Here is a 21,000-nt window from a genome sequence, read left to right on the forward strand (position 1 = left end):
TTTCTTAATATTTCAGTATCTTTCTTTTAAAATTTTTTAAGATGAAATCCTTCATAGCTATAATCGCTCTTCTATATTTCCAGGCAACTTTCGCGCAAGCCTATACTGGAAAAGGTGATGTGAAATTCCAAGTTGGCGCCCATTTTCAAAATAACGGTACCGGAATTATGGGAAGCCTTGATTTTGGCGTTGGCGAAAATATATCGTTGGGAGTAGCTTCCGCATATCTTTTGGGAATTGATAAAGTGAGAGATTTGGATGGCAATAAAGAGCCATTTGCAAAATTTGAGGACCGTTTTGATTTTAGGGCACGCTTTAACGCAAATCTAGGAAATGTCATTAATGTTGATGAAAATTTTGATGTCTATCCTGGACTTTACGCAAGTTTAAAAAACTTTGGCGCACACTTGGGAGCACGATATTTTTTCACCAGCGGTTTTGGTGTTTTTACGGAAGTGAGCGTTCCTATTTCCAAGTACAATACAGATTCCTTAAGCACTGCTGAAAAATTGCACAATCAGGTTTCGGTTAGTTTGGGTGCTTCTTTTAATATTTAGGCATAACCCCAAGCCACTGAATGCAACTTGAAGCGGTTGCGACTTCGGTGGTTACGTAAATGAATTTTTTTATATTTGAGGATAGGAAATTAAACTATATAATAGGAGTAAATACTATATTGTATTTATTTGGATGTTGTAGCACATTATGAAAAAACTCATCTTTGGAATTTTAATCACTTTTTTGATTTCAGCTTGTAGCTCGAATGAAGAAAATTATTTGATTAAATTCTACGATGGAGAATTTGACGAAATCGGTGTTCCTTCTGGCTATCTAAATTCAAAAGGAGATACAATTGTGCCGATTGGAAAATATTATTATTGCTACACTGACACAATTAGGAATTTCGGAATGATTGTCGAAAAAGAAACTGGAAAAATACTCGGAATTGACCAAAATGCAAATGAATTATTTGAAGTTTATAAGTACGATAATGGCCCTGATTATACAAGAGATGGGCTTTTTCGAATTATTCAAAATGGAAAATTCGGATTTGCCAATGAGAATGGAGAAATAGTAATTCAGCCAAAATACAAATGCGCTCGACCGTTTGATAATGAAATTGCAATGGTAACTGACTTTTGTGAAATAAAACCAATGGAAAACAGAGAAATTTGGATAGGTGACAAATGGTTCAAAATTGACACACAAGGAAACAAGATAATGAAATAACGTTGCCTAACAATGTAAATAAAACATAGCTATTACAGGCTTTTCGAGAGGTTTTTGTGTATTTTCGAAGACCGCCAAATTTTTAAATTTGGCTTTTAGTAAAATAAAGAGAAAAAGTAAAATTTAAAAATTCGGCTCGTGTACAATCCGAAAAATTAGCGTCTATTTACACACTACATATACGGAGAAGCAATAAATCCCCATAAAAATAATGTCAATCACAAAATTAAACCCATTAAAAAGTAAAATTTTTAATTTTTTTACTAGTTCATTCGAAAATTCAAAAGGAATAGAAGAAATAAAAAATCTGCCCAGGGATTCAAATATTAAAGTTTTAATTTCAAGACCGAATCACCGCCTTGGCAATCAGCTTTTGTTAAGCCCATTAATTCAAGAAGTGAAAAACCAATTTCCAAACTGTAAAATTCATTTGGTCGTTAATGGAAACCTTTCTCCTATATTATTTTCGGAATTTCATTTTATCGATACTATTATTAAGCTGCCCAAAAAACCATTAAAAAATATCTTAAACTATACAGCTAAATCAATTGGTCTAATGTCAAATAAATATGACGTCGCTATTGCGGGTAATGAAAACTCTAATTCGAGTAAAATATTTATCAAATTGTCCAGAGCTAAATTCAAGATTTATAATTCTGGGAATATCGACTCGTATAAACCAGAACATATAGCGAAAAAGCCGATATATAATTTAATGAAATTATTGATCGCGCCTAATGAGTTAAGGGACTACAATTACCCAAAATTATCAATCAAACTAACTAATGAAGAAATTGAAAAAGGCAAGCTGCTACTTAGAAAATTGTTTGGAAATAACAAAAATACTATCTGTATTTTCACTTTTGCTACTGGAGCAAAATGTCATTCTAAAGAATGGTGGTCAACATTCTATACACAGCTGAAAAACGAATTTAATGATTTTAATATTTTGGAAATATTACCTATTGAAAACGTTTCACAAATCAATTTTGAAAGTAAACATTTTTACAGTAAAGACCTTCGCGAAATTTCTTCGGTCATTGAGAATTCAAGTATTTTTATTGGGGCTGACAGTGGTATGATGCATTTAGCAGCATCTACAAATACAACTACATTAGGCTTGTTTAATGGTAGCAATTATAATGTATATGCTCCGTACGGTAATGAAAATCAATCCATAGATACTAACTCTGTGCAAATAGATGAAATAATAGAAAAAATTAAGAAGCTAACGTTATAACAAAGATTTGAGTTAAGGACCAAATCCATATAAGCCGCTTTGTTTTTTAATTCAGACAAGAAAATTAACAATATCTAGATATTTTAAAAAGAGAGCACTACCCATCAAGAGAATCTTTTCTGTCGAAAAAAAACAACAAGGTTTCTCGCCTTGCTGGCGCGAGTTTGCACCTCTTGCCCTTGGCAAATATCATTTTGAGATCTCCCCAACCTTCCCATAAACCAACTCACTCTCCCACCCTCGATAAAAAAGATAGTCCGCCAGTTTTTTTCGTTTTTTCTGAAGATTTTTTTCTGAAACCAATTGCTGCAATCGTTTTTCTGCCAAGACCTCAAAGGTTTTGTAATATTCTGAATCTGGTATTTCCTTTAAGGCAATTTTAATGTTGAATTTTGTAATTTGGCGCATTTTCAGTTCATTGACAATCCTATTTCTCCCCCATTTTTTGGTTCTAAATTTTCCACGGGCAAAAGCTTGCGCAAACCGTGTTTCATTTAAAAAGTTGTGCCTTAGTAAATGATCTATTATCTGTTCTACCGCTACAGGAATCATCCGCATTTCATAAAGTTTTTGATGTACCTCTTTGTGGCAGCGCTCTTGGTAGGCGCAGTAGCGTTCCATTCTTTTGGTGGCTTCATCTACGGTGTATGTTTTTTGGGTGTTCAAAGTTCTATTTAAATATTTAGGTGAAGATAAAACTTTTTATTTCCGCAGAAAAGAACCAAGACCGCTGCGCTACAAGAACCAAGAACCAAGAACCAAGAACCAATACAATAGTAACAACAGTATCCATAGCATCAATAGCAAATAAAAAAACCCCTTCCGAAGTGAGTCTTCAAAAGGGGTTTTGGTTATTTTATCAATTCACCATCTTTATCGTGAAAGTGATATTCAAGATACGTATAAGCATCCCGAGGTTGGATTTTCACCCATTTTTTGTGCTCCAAAAACCATTTGGTGCGCACGCTTGGGAAACCTTTGGTTAGAAAGGCCGCTATAAAAGGATGGGTATTAAGAGTTATCTTTTTATAGTCTTTTTTGAAAAGGCGCTTTACCTCCTCGTTTATTCTGTTTACAACAATAATAGGGGCTTCTATTTCGCCATCGCCGCCTACGTTCGGATCTTCCTCACGGGTTTTGATGTTCATTTCAGGCCTAACGCGTTGACGGGTTATTTGTATTAACCCAAATTTACTTGGGGGCAGAATTTTGTGTTTTGCCCTGTCATCCTTCATTTCGTCACGAAGGTGGTTGTAGAGCTGTTTACGGTGATTGGCATTTGCCAAATCAATAAAATCAATCACAATAATTCCTCCCATATCGCGCAACCTTAGCTGTCTTGCCACCTCGGTGGCTGCAATCATATTCACTTCCAGCGCTGTGCCTTCCTGTGTTTTTTGCTTGTTGCTTCGGTTACCGCTATTCACGTCTATTACGTGCATTGCTTCGGTGTGTTCAATAACCAAATAAGCTCCTTTGCTACCTGATACTGTTTTACCGAAGGAAGTTTTAATCTGCCGTTCTATTCCGAATTTTTCAAACATCGGAACATTGCTGTCATAAAACTTTACGATATTGTCTTTTTTGGGTGCAATTTCTTGCACATAATCTTTTATTTGCAAGTAAAGGGTCTCATCGTCAATATGTATCGCAGAGAATGAATCGTTAAACATATCGCGGATAATAGAGGCTCCCCTATTTAGCTCGCTCAGCACTTTTGAAGGGTGGTGCGCCCCTTGTAGCTTCTTACACATCGCCGTCCAGCGATCCATAAGGCTCTGTAAATCTTTGTCCAGTTCTGCTACTTTTTTGCCCTCGGCAACGGTTCTAATTATTACGCCAAATCCTTTTGGTTTTATACTTGTTATCAAGCGTTTTAACCTGTCTTTTTCTTCGTTGCTTTCTATTTTCTGTGAAACAGAAACTCTATCGGAAAATGGAACCAAAACAATATATCTTCCGGCTATAGATAGCTCAGAGCTTATACGTGGTCCTTTGGTGGATATGGGTTCTTTTACAATTTGAACCAAAATGGATTGATTGCTTTTTAAGGCATCATTTAAGTTACCATGCTTATCAATCTCTTTTTCGAATGGAAAATTATTTAAGGTATAATCTTTTAACTTACCTGAACTCACGCTTTTCACAAATTTCAATTGTGAAAGCACTTTGGGACCAAGATCATGATAGTGTAAAAAACCATCTTTCTCGTAGCCTACATTCACAAAAGCGGCGTTAAGCCCTGGAACCGTTTTGCGGATTTTGGCGAGAAATATGTCGCCTACCGTAAAATTGTTACCTTCTTCTTCTTTGTGAAGCTCAATAAGTCTTCCATCCTTTAAAAGGGCAAAATCAACTTCTTGTGAACCGGATCTAATAAATAATTCGTTGTTCACTTTATATCAATTTTGTTGTTCCGATGTAATATCGGAACTAATTAAACAATATTTTTCACAGGTTTTCTATAAAAACCCGGCGAAACTACACCAAAACCAAAAGCCGGCTGTTGCAATTTCATTTTCAAAGAACGATTTTTCGTCTGTTTTATTCGGAAATAACACAAAAAAGGTAAAATTTCCGAAATACTTTTAAAACAGAAAAAGTAGTTTAGAAACTACTTTTTCTTTTTGTGGCGGTTAGCGCGACGTCTTTTCTTGCGCTTGTGAGTCGCTACCTTATGTCTTTTTCTTTTTTTACCACTTGGCATACTAAAGTCTTTTTTAATGCTCCACCAACGCGGAACGGGTTATTATTATTTTACGTCCACATTTGTCTTTACTCCTTCTACAAAAACTTTTGCAGGCTTAAAAGCCGGAATATTGTGGGCTGGTATTTTAATGGTTGTGTTTTTAGAAATGTTTCTTCCTGTTTTCTCAGCTCTTGTTTTGATAATAAAGCTTCCAAAACCTCTTAAATACACGTTATCTCCACCTTCTAAAGAATTTTTTACTTCTTCCATAAAGGTCTCAACTGTAGCTTGAACTTCATTCTTTTCCATTCCTAACTTTTCTGAAATCTTTGCTACGATATCTGCTTTCGTCATTACTTTTAAATTTTAATTAATTTTCTTTTACTAATTTTTTTTTGAGACCGCAAATATACATATTTTAAAATCAATAAATCAAACCATAATCCTTTAAAATTTAATAGGATATAGATTAATTTTACCCAATGCCGAAAATAGCCCCACATTTTTCCAAAAAGCTCATTGCGTGGTATTTACAAAATAAACGCGAATTGCCGTGGAGAAATACACTTGACCCGTACCGTATTTGGCTTTCAGAAATTATGCTTCAGCAAACCCGCGTTTTGCAAGGTTTGCCCTACTATTTGAAGTTCGTTGAAGCTTATCCAAAAGTAGAAGATTTGGCCAATGCCCCAGAAGATGATGTTTTGAAACTTTGGCAGGGCTTGGGCTATTATTCTCGCGCCCGAAATCTTCACGCTACCGCAAAAATAGTTTCTGAAGAAATGAGCGGTGTATTTCCAGATAATTACAAAGGTTTGTTGAAATTAAAAGGTGTGGGCGATTATACCGCCAGTGCTATTGCGAGTATTTCTTTCAATCAACCCGAAGCGGTGGTGGACGGAAACGTGTATCGCGTGCTCTCCCGCTTTTTTGGAATTTCCACTCCTATTAACATAACAGCAGGACAGAAAGAATTTAAAACGCTAGCACAACAACTAATTGATAGAGCTCAACCAGGTACTTTTAACCAAGCAATTATGGAATTCGGGGCGCGCTTCTGTGTACCGCAAAACCCAGATTGTGGAAACTGTATTTTTAATGAGAACTGCTGGGCTTTTCAGCAGAAAAGAGTGGCGGAGCTTCCTGTGAAAATTAAGGCGAAGCCCGTTAAAAAAAGGTTCTTCAATTATATGGTGGTGCTTTCTGAAAATGAGCAGACTATATTACAACAGCGCACTGGAAAGGGAATTTGGCAAAAACTCTATGAATTTCCGCTGATTGAAACCTCGGAAGAAATGAATCTTTCCGCCCTAAAAAATCTTCAGCAGTTTGAAGATTTTTCGAAAGGCCTGAACATTGAGGACATTTCACTTTTCAACGAAAAATCCGTTATCCACAAACTGTCGCATCAGCATTTGAACACGCGTTTTTGGATTGTAGAAATTTCCGAAGAAAAAGAAAGCAGCATTCCTATTTCAGAAGTGAAAAATTATGCAGTTCCAGTTTTAATTGCAGATTTCGTTTCGGAATTTTTTGAGAATTATTGATTTTGCTTACTTTAATATTCACAGCGTGAAATCATTTCATATAAAAATTTAAAAATTCCTTATATTTAAAACGCAAAATCTACCTTTGCACAAATTGAAAAAGCAAGTATTATGAGTGGAACATTGAACAAAGTAATGTTGATTGGGCATACGGGCGATGATGTAAAAATGCATTATTTTGAAGGCGGAAACAGTTTAGGCCGTTTTCCTATTGCCACAAACGAAACCTATACCAATAAAGCAACAAACGAGCGTGTTACCAATACGGAATGGCATAACATTGTGGTGCGCAACAAAGCCGCAGAAATCTGCGAAAAGTATTTGAAAAAGGGCGACATGGTTTATATTGAAGGTCGTTTGAAAACTCGAAAATGGCAAGATGACAAGGGAATGGATAGATACAGTACCGAAATTCACTGTACAGATTTCACATTTCTGACCCCAAAAGGCGATAGTAATAATTCTGCAAATAGCAGCTCTGGGCAAAATACACAGAAACCTCAGCCCTCATCAGCGCCACAAAACAACAATCAAGTTTCTGAAGAAGAGGACGATCTTCCTTTTTAACTTTCAACTAAAACCAATAACTTGGACACAGACCCCCCTGGTTTATCATTCTTTTTTACCGTTTTGGATTTTTCCCAAATAACAAGCGGCGTAATGCTGGTTGTTCTTTTAGCCTGTTCGGCCCTAATTTCTGGCGCTGAAGTGGCTTTCTTTTCATTGACACCTTCAGATTTTGAGGCCAATGAAGAAAAATCCCTTTCAAAAAAGCTGGGTATTGTTCAAAACTTGCTGGCAAGACCAAAAAAATTATTGGCCACGATTTTGGTTGCCAACAATTTCATAAACATAGCGATTGTTCTTCTTTTTGAATCCTTGAGCTCTGTTTGGTTTGACAGATGGGATTATTCGCTGAATCTTTATTATTTTGAAGTAAGTGTTGTATTTCTCCTAAAAGTAGTTTTAGTAACCTTTCTTATTTTGCTTTTTGGTGAAATTCTTCCAAAAATTTATGCAAACCGCAACCGTATATCGTTCGCAGTATTTATGGCGCAGCCGCTCAATGTATTGGATACTTTGCTCTCGCCAATAAGTTTACCGATGCGCCACGCCACCATCTACCTTCACGATCGCTACGGAAAACAGAAATCTAACATGAGCGTAGATCATCTATCGCAGGCGCTCGAACTCTCTAACCAAGACACCACTTTCGAGGAACAAAAAATACTCCAGGGGATTGTAACCTTCGGACTTACCGACACCAAACAGGTAATGAAAAACCGAATGGACATTTTTGCACTTAGCGAAGACCAGCCTTTTAAAGAGATTTTGCCAGAGATTATTCAGCACGGCTATTCGCGGATTCCCGTTTATAAGGATAGTATGGACAACATCACCGGTATTCTGTATGTGAAGGATTTAATTCCTTACACAGACCGAAAAATTCTGGATTGGAAAACCCTAAAACGCGAAGCTTATTTTGTTCCGGAGAACAAAAAACTGGACGATTTGCTGAACGAATTTAAAGAAATGAAAATGCACCTCGCTATTGTTGTAGATGAATATGGCGGCACCAGCGGTTTAATTTCTTTGGAAGATATTATCGAAGAAATTGTGGGTGAAATTAGCGATGAGTTTGACGATGAGGACCTGATATTTTCAAAACTTGATGACAACACTTTTGTTTTTGAAGGAAAAACTCCATTGAAAGATTTTTACAAAGTAATAAAACCCGAAGATCCAGCTATTTTTGAAGATGAAAAAGGTGAAGCGGAAACACTGGCCGGATTTCTATTGGAAATTTCAAAAGGTTTTCCGAAGAAAAATGAAGTAATATCTTTCCACAATTATGCGTTTACTATTGAAGCGTTTGAGGGCAAGCGTATAAAACAAATAAAACTTACCATTGAAAATCTATAGTTTCGTCTTCGTTTTAATTTCCAGTCTTTTCATCCTAGCTTCATGTGATAACGATGTTCTGGTAAAACCTTCGGCTATGTTACGTTTGGATTATCCCAAACCTGAATACCGAATTGTGGAAACGGGCTGTCCCTATAATTTCGCGATGAACGAAAACGCCACAATGATGAAAAAGAAAGCTTGTGGTATCAATATATATTACCCAAATATGAAGGCTACTTTATATTTAACCTATCAAGACGTTCGGAATAACAATCTAGATTCCTTAATGCAGGATGCGCAAAAACTAGCTTACGACCATACGATAAAAGCGAACAGCATACCCGCATATCCTTTTGTGAATCCAGATTCAAAAGCGTACGGAATGTTTTATCCCATAAACGGAAATGCTGCCACCCAAGCTGAGTTTTACGTTACTGATAGTATCAACCATTTTTTGAACGGCGCCTTATATTTTGATGCCAAACCAAACTTCGATTCTATCTATCCCGCAGTGGTTTACCTTCGCGAAGACATCCGGAAATTGATGGAAACCATTATTTGGAAATAAAACTGTTTAATCTTTAATTTAAAAAAGTTAACAAACCATTCACAAATGGTTCGGCAAGTTTTCGTAACTTTTGACAGTTAAAACTAACCACTATGTTAAAAGTATATTCTCGTTACGGCATTTGGATTGCATTAGGTCTGATTGCATATTTTCTTCTTTTAAAATTAATAGGACTTCATCAATACCCTATCTTGAGTTCAGTTAACGGATTGATTTTCGGATTCGGAATTTATATGGCAATGAAAAAATACGCTTCGGGAGAAAGCAAATTCAAATATGAAAAAGGTTTTGAAGTAGGCTTACTTTCTGGAGGTATTGCAACTATTATTTTTACGGCTTTTATGGCGGTCTATATGTACCAACTAGATACCGAATTTTCCAACGCAATTATGGAAAATTGGAATCTGGAATATGATGCGGGTACCCTTATGCTAGTTATTTCTGTTTTAATCATGGGCTTTGCCACGAGTTTGGTATTGACGCTCGCCTTTATGCAACTTCTCAAAAATTCATGGAACACCCAAGATGGAAACAGGAACACCATGAAATAAATTAAGTGTTCGGTGTTCGGTGTTCAGAAAATTAAAAACCATTTCAATACTTGGGCAATTGGTTCTGAAAAGATTAAATAAAAAATACTTTGTCATTTCCTTTTTAAAAATTATATTTGCAGCCCCCTACGCAAACCTTGTTTGCTTCGGAGGCCAAAGCCGCCGCAAACGTTAGGGAAATTTAAGTTTAACTAATTTATAAACGATTCGCTATGTACGCAATTGTAGAGATAGCAGGGCAGCAAGTAAAAGTTGCGAAAGACCAAAAGGTTTTTGTTAATCGTTTGCCAGTAGAAGAAGGTAAAACAGTGTCTTTTGACAATGTACTTCTTATTGGTGACGGAGACAATATTACCATTGGCGCCCCGGCTATAAACGGCGCTCAAATAGGAGCAAAAGTCGTAAAGCACCTTAAAGGTGACAAGGTTATAGTTTTCAAAAAGAAACGCCGTAAAGGATACCGTGTAAAAAACGGACACCGCCAGGCTCTTTCTGAAATTGTAATTGAAAGCATTGTAGCTTCAGGAGCTACACCTGCTAAAAAGGAAGAAGCTAAGAAAGCTGCTCCAAAAAAACAAACAAAAGCTGTGGCTCCAAAAGCAAAAGCCGAAACCAAAGCGCCAGCTAAAAAAGAGGCTCCAAAAGCCAAAAAAGAAGTTGAGATTAGTGAAAATCTTGTTAGCCGTGCCGAGCACCGTGCTGAAGATGCAAACATCGAAATCAACATCGATAAAGTGCTTCACAGTATTGGAACTGCTTTGAAGGGCGATGCCGATGATCTTAAACTGATCAACGGAATTGGCCCAGTTTACGAAGAAAAATTGAACGAACTTGGTATTTATACCTTCGAGCAAATCAGTAAACTTAAAGCTGCAGATCGTGAGGAACTTTCAGCCATTGACGGTATTACCCGTGAAAAGATTGAAGGTGACGAGTGGGTTAAGCAAGCTAAGGAATTGTTGAAAAACAAATAAACCGAAATCATTAATTAAAAAATTATAAACCATGGCTCACAAAAAAGGAGTTGGTAGTTCCAAAAACGGTCGCGAATCGGAATCGAAACGTCTTGGCGTTAAGATTTTTGGAGGACAGGCTGCTATTGCTGGAAATATCATTATAAGACAAAGAGGGAATACACATCACCCAGGTGACAATGTATACGGTGGTAAAGATCATACCCTTCACGCTAGAGTGGACGGTACCGTAAAATTTACCAAAAAGAAAGATAACAAAAGCTACGTTTCTATCGTTCCAAACGCTGAAGCATAGTAACAAAGTTGTTCTAAAACTAAAAAACCTTCACAGTGATGTGGAGGTTTTTTTAGTTTAAATTAATTGTTTTCAAAACTCTGATAAAGAAATAGGGCTTTCCAATAACGTCCATTTAGACTCTTCAGGATAATGAGAGTATATGAATTCTGAAGGCTTGGTTAACAACCAAAAATCGTCGGGTCCCTTGGCACTGCCGTAACCTATAGCCCAAGTAATATCAAGCAATTTCCATTGCCCATCCAGCTTTACAGCACTCCAAGTATGGTTAGGCTTCTTATTTTTTTTGACCTTTCTCGAATAGTCTTTTGTGAATCCATGTACTACTTCCGCAGACAACCCTACATTTCCGCAAAGGCTTTTAAAAAGAAAAGCAAAGCCACCGCAAAGTGCCATTTTTCGCTCTAAAACCTTTTTGATTACATTTTCCTCGGAAGTGTAGAATTGTTTTTGAAGCGTTGAACTTAACCGCAATTCATTGTCATAGGAAATGTTTGAAGTAATCCATTTATAAATCGCCAAAACTTTATCCTCGTCAGAAGCAGCGTCTTTTGTGATTGCAAAAGCAAGCGCGGCAGTAGAATAAGACGATTTTTGTTTTTTGGAAGTAGGCTTTTCGTAATCCTTATTTTTTCCTATTACGGCACCTATCTGAGCGGAGGAGCTAAATACAAAACCTAAAAAAAATATAAAAACAAATAGCTTTCGCATAAATCGAAATAATTTAATTGAAAACGCAACTAATAGAATTATATTTAAATTAAGCTGTTAAATATTATTTGAGCAATTCTTTTAAATGATCTTCTGAAACGTTCAGCAAGCCCACTTTAGGCAAACGCCGAGTAAGCTCTCTCCAGTTTTCATCATTTTTATAGATATTCTGCAGCATTTCAGACGCACGCTCTATTTTGTTATCGTTTGCTAAAGTTATTGCCGTCCAATACTGCATTTCCAAGTTTTCAGGAAACATTTTCATAGCAGCATTGTATTCTTCCATTGCTTCTTTCATTTGTTTCTTTTCAACATATAGATCGCCTTGGTTCATATGTTCATAAGCTCGAAATACTTTTAATAACCTATCAATTTCTTTTATAGGATTTTCAGAATCATCCACGCGTAAATCTATGAGTCTGTCATTCCACGGTCCCTCAGTGGCTTTTGGAGCAACAATCATTAATGCAGCAGATTGTTTTCCACGAATGTCACCTCCAGCATTTTGCGCGGCTTGCAATACTGCAACCATTCTTTCGGCTAAAGGCATTTCACTATTCTCTTTCCAAGCCTTTTCCATCGCTGGCACTACTTTATCGTTGAGCATCATATTTGCCTGTACGGAAAAGTTTTCGCCGTTGGCATGACCTGCATACTCTATACAGTTTTTACCCGTATGTGTCGCAACTCTACCTTGTTTATCCAGAATCGCAACCTGTCGGAAATCCCTTCCGTCGTCATCGCTCAACAAAATATCCAATGCCTCTTGAGGAGATTTTCCCTGTTTCAGCAACTCCAAACCGCGAATACCGAACGATCGGTTAGTAAAAGATTGGGTTGCGACAACGCCCACGCCAGCCTCCCCCCAAGAAACACCAGTGCCTACACTAAACCAATGACTTTGAACCGCTACCGCCATTTCTCCTGTTTTTGCATCACGCCCCACTATTGAAAAGGTGTGTGCCAAGGGATCATTAGGTTTATTTGTTTGCGCCATAGATGGAAAAATCGAAAAAAGACTGAAGAATAAAAGAATATTTTTCATTGTATACAATTTAGTATCTAAAGATAAAATTTTATTACAACAATTAGAAGGTTTTAAACTACTACCTCTGTGAGGTCATTAGTTATTTTACAATTTGATATTTTTTAATTCTTTAAATTTATGATAAATAGTTTAGTGTTTAAATTCCATTATAATATACTATTTTAGTGCTTTTTTAAAACCTACTTTTAAAACTTTCTGAATTTTGAATTATTTACGCTACTATATACTCTTATCTTCCTTTATAGGATTTGCGCAAAATACCCAAGATACTATTTCAACTCAAGACAAGAAAGAATTTGCTATGCTTAAGGATTCCTTAAAAGCACGGCAGGATAGAACGGATTATATGTTTTTTGAAGGAAAGTATGACTCCGTAATCTTATCTTCCATAGATAATATAAAGCTAGCCGAAAATCTGGGCGATTTAGATGCCGCCTATTATTCTAGATATATGATTGGGGCTTCATTTATCTATCTGAAGGATTTTAAGAATGCCCACGTTTATGGAGAAGACTATCTGAATTTTGCAGAAAAATCGAAAGACGATTTTAAGATTGCCCGTGCCTATAATTTTATGGGAGCACTATACCTCACTGAAAAAAAATACGATTCTGCCCTTCCCCTATTTAAAAAAGCACTTCCGCTTTCTTTAAAAAGAAAAGATACTCTAGAGGCTTCCTTGGTGTATTATAATCTCTCTGAATCTTATCTTAACCAAGGCGACAATAAGAATGCCCAACGTTATTTCCAAAAAGCAAAACAGGGAATAGACGCCATGAAATCTGAAGCATTAGTGACTGAAATGAGCCTGCTACAAGGAAAGTTGAACCTTTCTTTAAACAATCCAAAAGAAGCTATTGCAAACTTTAAGAATGCTATCGATTTTGCAGAAGAAAAAAATTATATAGATGACTATCTAATTGAGGCCTATAAAGAATATAGTATTGCGCTTTATGAGACTGGGGAATATAAAGAAGCATTTTTAGTGCGTAAAAAATTCGATAGCCTTACCCAAATTCAGTTCGAAAAAGAAAAATTGATGGCAATTCAAAACGCAGCTGCCCAGTTTAGCGTGAATGAATATAAAAAACAAGCACGTCAAGCAGAACTAGAAAAAAAACTGATTTCAGAAAAAATATTATTGAGCAATACCCTTCTTTATTTCTTTATTGGAGCAGTAATAGTGATGGGACTATTTTTGATAATTCTATATATATCGCACACAGGAAGAAAAAAACTAACCCTTATCCTAAAAGAAAAAAACCAACAGTATTTAAAAGCAAAACAGAAATCGGAAAAACTAGCTTTGGCCAAAAGCAAGTTCTTTTCAACGGTTAGCCACGAATTGCGAACCCCTCTTTATGGCGTTATTGGCTTAAGTTCTGTTCTTCTGGAAGACGAATCGCTCAAAAATCATCAAGCAGATTTAAAAAATCTAAAGTTTTCTGCAGATTATCTTTTGGCACTTATAAATGACGTGCTTCAAATAAGCAGGCTTGAGTCTAACACACTCGAGGAAATGAGAGCTCCCTTTGATTTAAGGGATTTGGTTAAGTCTATTGTATCTTCTTTTCAATATGCTTTGGTGCAGAATAAGAACCAACTTCACGTGGAGATTTCAGAAAATATTCCAAACACCATTGTCGGTGACCGTGTACGTCTTTCTCAAATTCTTATGAATTTAGTGGGTAACGCCATAAAATTTACCACTAACGGCAATATCTACATTAAGGCTCAGGAAGTATTAATTTCTGAAAATGAAGCGACTATTAAATTCAGTATTCAAGATGATGGGATAGGCATTCCAAAAGAAAAACAGAAAGCCATTTTTGAGGAGTTCCAACAAGTTGATTCCGAAGTATCTAAAATTCAGGGCACCGGTCTGGGGCTGACTATTGTAAAAAAATTACTTGAGGCTTCAAAGTCTTCCATCAAACTTAGAAGTAAGCCCGGAAAGGGATCTAAATTTAGTTTTACGCTAAGTTTTCAAATTTTAAAACACTTGCTTCAAGACAAAATACTGGACGATAATAATATCCTTAATGGCAAAAGAATACTTGTAGTAGACGACAACCGAATCAACCAGATAGTAACCAAAAAAATAGTGGAAAACCACGGAATGATCTGTGACATAGCAGAAAATGGAGATGTCGCTATTGAAAAGATGCAGACCGAAACTTTTGATCTCGTCTTGATGGACATAAATATGCCGGGCAAAGATGGAATTGAAACTACTAAAGAAATAAGAAAGTTTGATAAATCAACCCCGATAGTTGCTTTAACCGCCATTGAGGTTGAGGAAATGAGAAATAGAATTGAAGCTTCAGGAATGAACGATATTATTGTTAAACCTTACGACACAGATAAGTTTTTGAAAATTATACTTAACAATCTCAATCAAGAAGAAGATTCGCTTTATAACAATGAAAAATTTTTCATTGACTAGTAACAAAAAAAAATCCTAAGCACTTGCCTAGGATTTTAATGTTTGTATAATATAACTATCTATTTATCCCTTCAAGCTAGCACCAAGATATTCACGATTCATTCGGGCTATGTTTTCCAATGAGATTCCTTTTGGACATTCTATTTCGCAAGCACCGGTATTACTACAGTTTCCGAAGCCTTCTTTGTCCATTTGCGCAACCATATTCAATACGCGTTCGGTTGCTTCAATCCTCCCCTGCGGAAGCAAAGCAAACTGGCTCACTTTTGCAGAGGTGAAAAGCATCGCACTGGCATTTTTACAGGCTGCCACACAAGCGCCACAACCTATACAAGTAGCTGCGTTGAATGATTCATCAGCATCGTGTTTGTTGATGGGAATGGTGTTGGCATCAATAGTGTTTCCAGAGGTATTCACTGAAATATAACCTCCAGCTTGTTGAATTCTATCAAAAGAACTTCTATCTACTACCAAATCCTTTATTACGGGAAATGCTTTAGCGCGGAAGGGTTCAATAATAATTGTATCACCATCGTTGAACATTCGCATATGCAATTGGCAAGTGGTTACCAATCTATCTGGTCCGTGGGGTTCGCCGTTAATTTGTAGTGAACAACTTCCGCAGATTCCCTCACGGCAATCGTGATCAAACTCTACGGGTTCTTCACCTTTGTTTATAAGGCCTTCGTTAAGTATGTCAAGCATTTCAAGAAACGACATATCTCCCTCAATACCATCAAGCGGATAGGTTTTTAATTCGCCTTTTGCTTGGTTATTTTTCTGTCTCCAGATTTTTAAAATAAGTTTCATCTTTATATAATATTTGATAAAGTGGAAGATGAAATGCCCAAATTATTCATCTCCAGTTATTTTGAAATATGCTAATGGGCATTTCATAGTCTATTTATATGATCTTGATTTAACTTCAATATTCTCATACTCCAATTCTTCTTTATGAAGTATTGCATTTCCGGGTTCTCCAGTGTATTCCCAAGCGGCAACGTACATAAAGTTTTCGTCATCACGGAGGGCTTCTCCTTCTTCGGTTTGATATTCTTCGCGAAAATGACCACCTGCAGATTCATTTCTGTCCAAGGCATCTTTTGCAAAAAGTTCTCCCAACTCCAAGAAATCTGCAACTCGGGTCGCTTTTTCAAGTTCGCTGTTCAACTCACTTAATTCACCTGGAATTTTTACATCTCTCCAGAATTCTTCGCGCAATGCTCTAATTTCAGACATTGCTTCTTTTAGGCTTTCGGCATTACGCGCCATTCCACATTTGTCCCACATAATCTTTCCAAGCTTTTTATGGAAATGATCTACGGAATGTGTTCCTTTATTATTTATCAATTTGTCCAACAAATCGCGAACGTTCTTTTCAGCTTCGTCAAATTCCTTAGTATCTGTCGGTATTTTTCCAGTTTTAATATCGTTTGCCAGATAATCGCCAATGGTATAAGGCAATACAAAATAGCCATCTGCCAAACCTTGCATTAGGGCCGAAGCTCCCAAACGGTTTGCACCGTGATCACTAAAGTTGGCCTCACCAGTTACATAGCACCCAGGAATTGTAGACTGCAAGTTGTAATCCACCCAAACGCCGCCCATTGTGTAATGTACAGCAGGATAAATCATCATTGGGGTTTCGTATGGATTCTCGTCAACGATCTTCTCATACATCTGGAATAGGTTACCGTATTTGTTTTCGATAACTTCTTTTCCAAGCTTACTTACCTCTACTTCACTTGGATTGTGATTTCCGTGCATTGCGGCCTGCTCTTTGCCGTAGCGCTCAATTGCAGAAGCGAAATCTAAAAATACTGCTTCTCCGGTTTTGTTTACGCCGAAACCAGCATCACAACGTTCTTTTGCTGCACGGGATGCAACATCACGCGGCACTAGGTTTCCGAAAGAAGGATATCTTCTTTCCAAGTAATAATCGCGCTCTTCCGCTGAAAGTTCTATAGGCCTTTTCTTTCCTTGGCGGATAGCCTCAGCATCTTCTTTTTTCTTAGGAACCCATATTCTACCATCGTTTCTTAAAGATTCAGACATTAAAGTCAATTTACTTTGATGGTCGCCGGAAACGGGAATACAAGTTGGGTGAATCTGTGTATAGCAAGGATTTGCGAAATATGCACCTCTTTTATGAATTTTCCAGGATGCTGTAACGTTGCTACCCATTGCATTGGTTGAAAGATAAAATACATTTCCGTAGCCACCAGAAGCAATAACCACGGCGTGTGCGGAATGTCTTTCTATTTCACCTGAAACCAAATCGCGGGCAATGATTCCTCTTGCCTTGCCATCTACGATTACTAAATCTAGCATTTCATGACGGTTGTAAGGCGTAATTTTTCCACGGTTTATTTGGCGGTTCATTGCGGAGTAAGCACCTAAAAGCAATTGCTGTCCCGTTTGTCCTTTCGCATAAAAAGTACGAGAAACCAAAACTCCACCAAAAGAGCGGTTGTCCAAATACCCTCCGTATTCACGAGCAAAGGGAACACCCTGTGCTACGCACTGGTCAATAATATTTGCAGAAACCTCAGCAAGACGGTAAACGTTAGCTTCGCGAGAACGGTAATCGCCACCTTTTACCGTGTCATAGAATAATCTGTAGTTTGAATCGCCGTCACCTTGATAGTTTTTGGCGGCGTTGATACCTCCCTGTGCAGCAATAGAGTGTGCACGACGCGGAGAATCTTGATAGCAAAATGTTTTTACGTTATAGCCAAGTTCTGCAAGCGTTGCGGCGGCACTTCCGCCGGCAAGCCCTGTTCCTACTACAATAATATCTATATTACGTTTATTGGCAGGATTAACCAGATTTATATCATTTTTATGATTTGTCCACTTATCTGCTAAGGGTCCTTTTGGGATTTTTGAATCTAATATTGACATAGCGTTGCGTTTCGTGGTTATTGAATAAAGTGAAGGTAAAGCGCAATGAAGATAAACCCTAAAGGAATAAATATTGCGTAAAACTGCGTGAATGCCCGTAAACCTTTTGAGTATTTGTTGTTCCAGCCCATGCTTTGGAAAGACGAAGAAAAGCCGTGCCAAAGGTGAAGCATTAAAAGCACAAAGGCCAAGCAGTATAAACCTGTGCGCACAGGGCTTTCAAATTTGTGAAGCAACTCTGGGTAATAACGAGTAGCGTCCAGCGGATTGCTTTCAACGTATTTGTGAATTATCTCTGGGAACCAGAAATCGTAAAAGTGAAGTCCTAAAAACGCCAAAATAACGGCACCGCTAATTATCATATTTCGCGAAGCCCAAGTAGAGTTTTTGTTTCCTTTAAAAGATTTGTAACTTATCTGTCTTGCATTGTTATTTCTTATTTCAAGAATCAATCCCATCACGAAGTGGAAAACCACTCCAAAAATCAAAACAGGTTGTAGAATGAACTGAACCAAAATATTGTGCCCCATAAAGTGGGACCAACTATTAAAAGTATCAGGGTCTATGACCGAGGTGATATTTATTGTGAAATGCTGTCCTAAAAACAACACGAGAAACAAGCCGGAAAGTGCCATCGCAACTTTTCGCGCAATTGAAGAGGATAATATTGCCATTATGGTTTTATTTCGAGAATAATTACCTACAAAAGTACGTCACCCAAAATTGAATGCCAAGAAAATACCTCTATTAGTATCTTATTTAGATTTGTTATATCAAAAAAGCCATTCACTAGCAGTGAATGGCTTTCATATTATTTAAAAATGTTACTTACTGAACTACCAACTTCTTAGTAGCAGTGGCTTTGTTTTGAGTAACGCTTACCATATAAACACCAGCTTTTAGAGAAGAAATATTCAACTCTCCACCAGCAATAGTTGTATTGATAACCTGCTTACCTAAAATATCGTAAACAACAACTTGTTTGTCACCAGCAACAGTTGTGTTGATGTTAACTTTCCCGTTTGCAGGGTTTGGATAAAGGCTAAAGCTTGAAATAGCATTGTCATTAACACCCAAAGAAGGAATCAATTCAAGACCGAATATTGCATTAGAAGGAGTAGACTGGCTAAGACCTATCATTGTTACGCCTCCAGGAACAACATCGTCAGAGATAAAAAGACCTCCTGATAATACTTCAGTAGTGCCAGGAATGGCATCGTTAAGGTAACGGTATGTTACTCCTGTTGGAACCCCGGAAGGAAGTGCCAATTGAACAATTACATCCCTATCCACATCACCAGTAGCACCATCTTGACTATGGGTCCACAAAAATGGACCACCTGTAGAAACATTATCTACAGCTCCACCATAAACAGCTTGTCCGTGGACTGCCGCTGGAATAACGGATAATTGAGCTCCATCCATATCTACTGATGCGATGTCTGAACCAAAATCGCCAATCCAGAAACCACCTGCGCCACCATCTAAGGTAGGATCGTAAGTACACATTCTAGCTTCTGCGCCCGAAGGGGCAATAATATTGATGGTATTGTTTATAGTTCGGCTCGGAGGATCTATATCATAAATCACTGTTGTGGCCGTACCTATAAAAATACTAGTTCCATCTGTAGTCATAGAACGTGTTCCGGTAACTCCAGGAATGCTAAAAGTTTCAATAAAAGCCCCTGTGTTGTCTAACACATGGATTAAATCTGAAGCCCAAGCAGAAACCCAATACTGATTGTTAAAGAAAATAACACCTGCATTTCCTTGTGCTCCTATAGCAGCCCCAGCATCAAAGTTGATTAACACATCAAAAAGTGCAGATTGAGCTTGATTACTAACATAGGTAGAGCCATTTGGTGCTTCGTCTACCTTTTGTGCGTGCGCGGTAATCGTTCCTATTGCTAGGGCAAATACCAATAATTGTAGTTTTTTCATCATATAAAATGTTTAGTTGTTATGAAGTAAATGTAGTGATTTATTTGACTGTTATTATAAAATTTTTATACTTTGAAAATAAATTTATTTTCAAAGTATAATCCACCTTTCGGAAGATAATATTTTCCATTTTACCTTTCTTAATCTTCACATTGGCCTTTTCAAGAGTCTTTATGCCTTTTTCAGAAATAGAAAAATCATAATCAATCACATTTACAGCTTTCTTCGAGGGGAAATAATTTGTTTTCACCAATCAAAAAACTGTTAGATTTTTTATAAAATAAAGTTAATTGGTTAAATATTAACCGCTTACAATGAATGAAATCAGTAGTTTGTAGTATAATTATTAAAAACTTAAAAAAAGAACTATGAAACCACTAAGAACACTTTTAATCGCATCTCTTGCAACCATATTGTTTGCTTGCGGAAATTCGCAACAAGCAACTACGAGCAGTGTAAATAACGCGCCAGATACTAATGCAACCATCGGCAAGGTGGAAGACAATAGCATGAGCAGTAAAAAAATGAATGATAATGAAGTCGAGGTTTATTGGATAGGGCTCAAGAAAAAAGATATGAAGTCTATGTATGAATATGTTAACATGAGCCAAGACCAAATCCTGAAATATCAACGCGGATATGTTGACTATATTGACAGTATGCAAAACAAGAATAAGAGACTGACAATAGACCAAAAAGACTTATTGAAACAGCGAGATGGAATTTTATATGATATTTTAAAAACTGCACAGTATGATAAGTATCAAGAATGGAAAAAGAAAAACTCAAATTACTAAATATAGTTTTACCATTTAAAAATTAAAAAGAGGTCGTCTAAAAACTATTTAGGCGACCTTTTATTTTTTGGTCTTTTTGATTTTATTCTGAAGCTGATTGTTTAATTAGGTGATTAGTCAGTAGATCAAATTAAGCAAAGCGATTCTTACATCG

General features: G+C 36.9%; 21 protein-coding genes. 12 read left to right on the plus strand and 9 right to left on the minus strand.

Going from position 1 to position 21,000, the window contains the following annotated elements:
* The first annotated feature begins 41 nt into the window (after positions 1–41).
* From ESV24_RS08370 to ESV24_RS08380, 3 genes are all read left to right on the plus strand, one after another.
* Positions 42–557 (plus strand): DUF6646 family protein, encoded by a 516-nt coding sequence (locus ESV24_RS08370; RefSeq protein ID WP_111817053.1) that lies wholly within the window; start codon positions 42–44, stop codon positions 555–557.
* 220 nt (positions 558–777) lie between these two features.
* Positions 778–1,230 carry a WG repeat-containing protein gene (locus ESV24_RS08375; RefSeq protein WP_160110636.1) on the plus strand — a complete coding sequence of 151 codons (453 nt, stop codon included), beginning with the start codon at positions 778–780 and terminating at the stop codon, positions 1,228–1,230.
* Positions 1,231–1,441: 211 nt separating this feature from the next.
* Entirely contained in the window at positions 1,442–2,470 is a 1,029-nt protein-coding gene (locus ESV24_RS08380) for a glycosyltransferase family 9 protein (protein ID WP_111817055.1), read from the plus strand.
* Between the two features lie 189 nt (positions 2,471–2,659).
* Here the strand turns inward: ESV24_RS08380 and ESV24_RS08385 are convergent, their stop codons facing one another.
* From ESV24_RS08385 to ESV24_RS08395, 3 genes are all read right to left on the minus strand, one after another.
* Complete coding sequence (locus ESV24_RS08385) at positions 2,660–3,136, minus strand: regulatory protein RecX (RefSeq protein ID WP_111817056.1); 477 nt, start codon at positions 3,134–3,136, stop codon at positions 2,660–2,662.
* A 185-nt stretch (positions 3,137–3,321) separates the two neighbouring features.
* Positions 3,322–4,866: an Rne/Rng family ribonuclease gene (locus ESV24_RS08390; RefSeq protein ID WP_111817057.1), complete on the minus strand. Its 1,545-nt coding sequence runs from the start codon at positions 4,864–4,866 to the stop codon at positions 3,322–3,324.
* A gap of 356 nt (positions 4,867–5,222) precedes the next feature.
* The gene (locus ESV24_RS08395) at positions 5,223–5,513 is read right to left on the minus strand and encodes an HU family DNA-binding protein (protein WP_014782104.1); all 291 of its coding nucleotides are present in this window, start codon (positions 5,511–5,513) and stop codon (positions 5,223–5,225) included.
* Between the two features lie 128 nt (positions 5,514–5,641).
* Between ESV24_RS08395 and mutY the strand changes: the two genes are divergently transcribed.
* From mutY to rpmA, 7 genes are all read left to right on the plus strand, one after another.
* Complete coding sequence (gene mutY / locus ESV24_RS08400) at positions 5,642–6,706, plus strand: A/G-specific adenine glycosylase (RefSeq protein WP_111817058.1); 1,065 nt, start codon at positions 5,642–5,644, stop codon at positions 6,704–6,706.
* 111 nt (positions 6,707–6,817) lie between these two features.
* The gene (locus ESV24_RS08405; RefSeq protein ID WP_111817059.1) at positions 6,818–7,273 is read left to right on the plus strand and encodes a single-stranded DNA-binding protein; all 456 of its coding nucleotides are present in this window, start codon (positions 6,818–6,820) and stop codon (positions 7,271–7,273) included.
* Positions 7,274–7,294: 21 nt separating this feature from the next.
* Positions 7,295–8,629 carry a gliding motility-associated protein GldE gene (locus ESV24_RS08410; RefSeq protein WP_111817060.1) on the plus strand — a complete coding sequence of 445 codons (1,335 nt, stop codon included), beginning with the start codon at positions 7,295–7,297 and terminating at the stop codon, positions 8,627–8,629.
* Entirely contained in the window at positions 8,616–9,179 is a 564-nt protein-coding gene (gene gldD / locus ESV24_RS08415) for a gliding motility lipoprotein GldD (protein WP_111817061.1), read from the plus strand. The genes ESV24_RS08410 and gldD overlap by 14 nt, the downstream gene beginning before the upstream one ends.
* A 92-nt stretch (positions 9,180–9,271) precedes the next feature.
* Positions 9,272–9,730: a DUF4199 domain-containing protein gene (locus ESV24_RS08420; RefSeq protein ID WP_111817062.1), complete on the plus strand. Its 459-nt coding sequence runs from the start codon at positions 9,272–9,274 to the stop codon at positions 9,728–9,730.
* Between the two features lie 212 nt (positions 9,731–9,942).
* Positions 9,943–10,704 carry a 50S ribosomal protein L21 gene (gene rplU / locus ESV24_RS08425; RefSeq protein ID WP_111817063.1) on the plus strand — a complete coding sequence of 254 codons (762 nt, stop codon included), beginning with the start codon at positions 9,943–9,945 and terminating at the stop codon, positions 10,702–10,704.
* Positions 10,705–10,735: 31 nt separating this feature from the next.
* A complete protein-coding gene (gene rpmA, locus ESV24_RS08430; RefSeq protein WP_111817064.1) occupies positions 10,736–10,999 on the plus strand; it encodes a 50S ribosomal protein L27 in 264 nt (87 codons plus the stop codon).
* A 72-nt stretch (positions 11,000–11,071) separates the two neighbouring features.
* On the opposite strand, the gene ESV24_RS08435 is transcribed toward rpmA, so the two are convergent.
* Together ESV24_RS08435 and ESV24_RS08440 are read right to left on the minus strand one after the other, a co-directional pair.
* A complete protein-coding gene (locus ESV24_RS08435) occupies positions 11,072–11,710 on the minus strand; it encodes a transglutaminase domain-containing protein (protein ID WP_111817065.1) in 639 nt (212 codons plus the stop codon).
* A gap of 64 nt (positions 11,711–11,774) precedes the next feature.
* Positions 11,775–12,755, minus strand: coding sequence for a DUF1028 domain-containing protein (locus tag ESV24_RS08440; protein WP_111817066.1), 981 nt, complete (start codon positions 12,753–12,755; stop codon positions 11,775–11,777).
* Between the two features lie 205 nt (positions 12,756–12,960).
* On the opposite strand from ESV24_RS08440, the gene ESV24_RS08445 reads away from it, so the two are divergent.
* Complete coding sequence (locus ESV24_RS08445; protein WP_111817067.1) at positions 12,961–15,204, plus strand: tetratricopeptide repeat-containing hybrid sensor histidine kinase/response regulator; 2,244 nt, start codon at positions 12,961–12,963, stop codon at positions 15,202–15,204.
* Positions 15,205–15,267: 63 nt separating this feature from the next.
* Here ESV24_RS08445 and ESV24_RS08450 read toward each other — a convergent pair whose 3' ends face one another.
* The 4 genes from ESV24_RS08450 to ESV24_RS15520 all read right to left on the minus strand — a co-directional run bounded on the left by ESV24_RS08450 (position 15,268) and on the right by ESV24_RS15520 (position 20,052).
* The gene (locus tag ESV24_RS08450) at positions 15,268–16,014 is read right to left on the minus strand and encodes a succinate dehydrogenase/fumarate reductase iron-sulfur subunit (protein WP_111817068.1); all 747 of its coding nucleotides are present in this window, start codon (positions 16,012–16,014) and stop codon (positions 15,268–15,270) included.
* A gap of 90 nt (positions 16,015–16,104) precedes the next feature.
* Complete coding sequence (locus ESV24_RS08455) at positions 16,105–18,108, minus strand: fumarate reductase/succinate dehydrogenase flavoprotein subunit (protein ID WP_111817069.1); 2,004 nt, start codon at positions 18,106–18,108, stop codon at positions 16,105–16,107.
* A gap of 17 nt (positions 18,109–18,125) precedes the next feature.
* A complete protein-coding gene (locus ESV24_RS08460) occupies positions 18,126–18,782 on the minus strand; it encodes a succinate dehydrogenase cytochrome b subunit (protein ID WP_111817070.1) in 657 nt (218 codons plus the stop codon).
* A 154-nt stretch (positions 18,783–18,936) separates the two neighbouring features.
* The gene (locus ESV24_RS15520) at positions 18,937–20,052 is read right to left on the minus strand and encodes a T9SS type A sorting domain-containing protein (RefSeq protein ID WP_235004053.1); all 1,116 of its coding nucleotides are present in this window, start codon (positions 20,050–20,052) and stop codon (positions 18,937–18,939) included.
* Positions 20,053–20,417: 365 nt separating this feature from the next.
* Between ESV24_RS15520 and ESV24_RS08470 the strand changes: the two genes are divergently transcribed.
* Positions 20,418–20,846 carry a hypothetical protein gene (locus ESV24_RS08470; RefSeq protein ID WP_111817072.1) on the plus strand — a complete coding sequence of 143 codons (429 nt, stop codon included), beginning with the start codon at positions 20,418–20,420 and terminating at the stop codon, positions 20,844–20,846.
* Positions 20,847–21,000: the final 154 nt, after the last annotated feature.

The organism is Aequorivita lipolytica (genome assembly GCF_007997135.1).
Taxonomy (GTDB): domain Bacteria; phylum Bacteroidota; class Bacteroidia; order Flavobacteriales; family Flavobacteriaceae; genus Aequorivita; species Aequorivita lipolytica.

What these genes read in the sequence shown, in the direction of transcription:
- ESV24_RS08370 (WP_111817053.1), top strand. Translation starts at nt 42, where the DNA reads ATGAAATCCTTCATAGCTATAATCGCTCTTCTATATTTCCAGGCAACT.
- ESV24_RS08380 (WP_111817055.1), top strand. Translation starts at nt 1,442, where the DNA reads ATGTCAATCACAAAATTAAACCCATTAAAAAGTAAAATTTTTAATTTT.
- ESV24_RS08395 (WP_014782104.1), bottom strand. Translation starts at nt 5,513, where the DNA reads ATGACGAAAGCAGATATCGTAGCAAAGATTTCAGAAAAGTTAGGAATG.
- mutY (WP_111817058.1), top strand. Translation starts at nt 5,642, where the DNA reads ATGCCGAAAATAGCCCCACATTTTTCCAAAAAGCTCATTGCGTGGTAT.
- ESV24_RS08405 (WP_111817059.1), top strand. Translation starts at nt 6,818, where the DNA reads ATGAGTGGAACATTGAACAAAGTAATGTTGATTGGGCATACGGGCGAT.
- ESV24_RS08420 (WP_111817062.1), top strand. Translation starts at nt 9,272, where the DNA reads ATGTTAAAAGTATATTCTCGTTACGGCATTTGGATTGCATTAGGTCTG.
- rplU (WP_111817063.1), top strand. Translation starts at nt 9,943, where the DNA reads ATGTACGCAATTGTAGAGATAGCAGGGCAGCAAGTAAAAGTTGCGAAA.
- rpmA (WP_111817064.1), top strand. Translation starts at nt 10,736, where the DNA reads ATGGCTCACAAAAAAGGAGTTGGTAGTTCCAAAAACGGTCGCGAATCG.
- ESV24_RS08435 (WP_111817065.1), bottom strand. Translation starts at nt 11,710, where the DNA reads ATGCGAAAGCTATTTGTTTTTATATTTTTTTTAGGTTTTGTATTTAGC.
- ESV24_RS08440 (WP_111817066.1), bottom strand. Translation starts at nt 12,755, where the DNA reads ATGAAAAATATTCTTTTATTCTTCAGTCTTTTTTCGATTTTTCCATCT.
- ESV24_RS08450 (WP_111817068.1), bottom strand. Translation starts at nt 16,014, where the DNA reads ATGAAACTTATTTTAAAAATCTGGAGACAGAAAAATAACCAAGCAAAA.
- ESV24_RS08455 (WP_111817069.1), bottom strand. Translation starts at nt 18,108, where the DNA reads ATGTCAATATTAGATTCAAAAATCCCAAAAGGACCCTTAGCAGATAAG.
- ESV24_RS08460 (WP_111817070.1), bottom strand. Translation starts at nt 18,782, where the DNA reads ATGGCAATATTATCCTCTTCAATTGCGCGAAAAGTTGCGATGGCACTT.
- ESV24_RS15520 (WP_235004053.1), bottom strand. Translation starts at nt 20,052, where the DNA reads ATGATGAAAAAACTACAATTATTGGTATTTGCCCTAGCAATAGGAACG.
- ESV24_RS08470 (WP_111817072.1), top strand. Translation starts at nt 20,418, where the DNA reads ATGAAACCACTAAGAACACTTTTAATCGCATCTCTTGCAACCATATTG.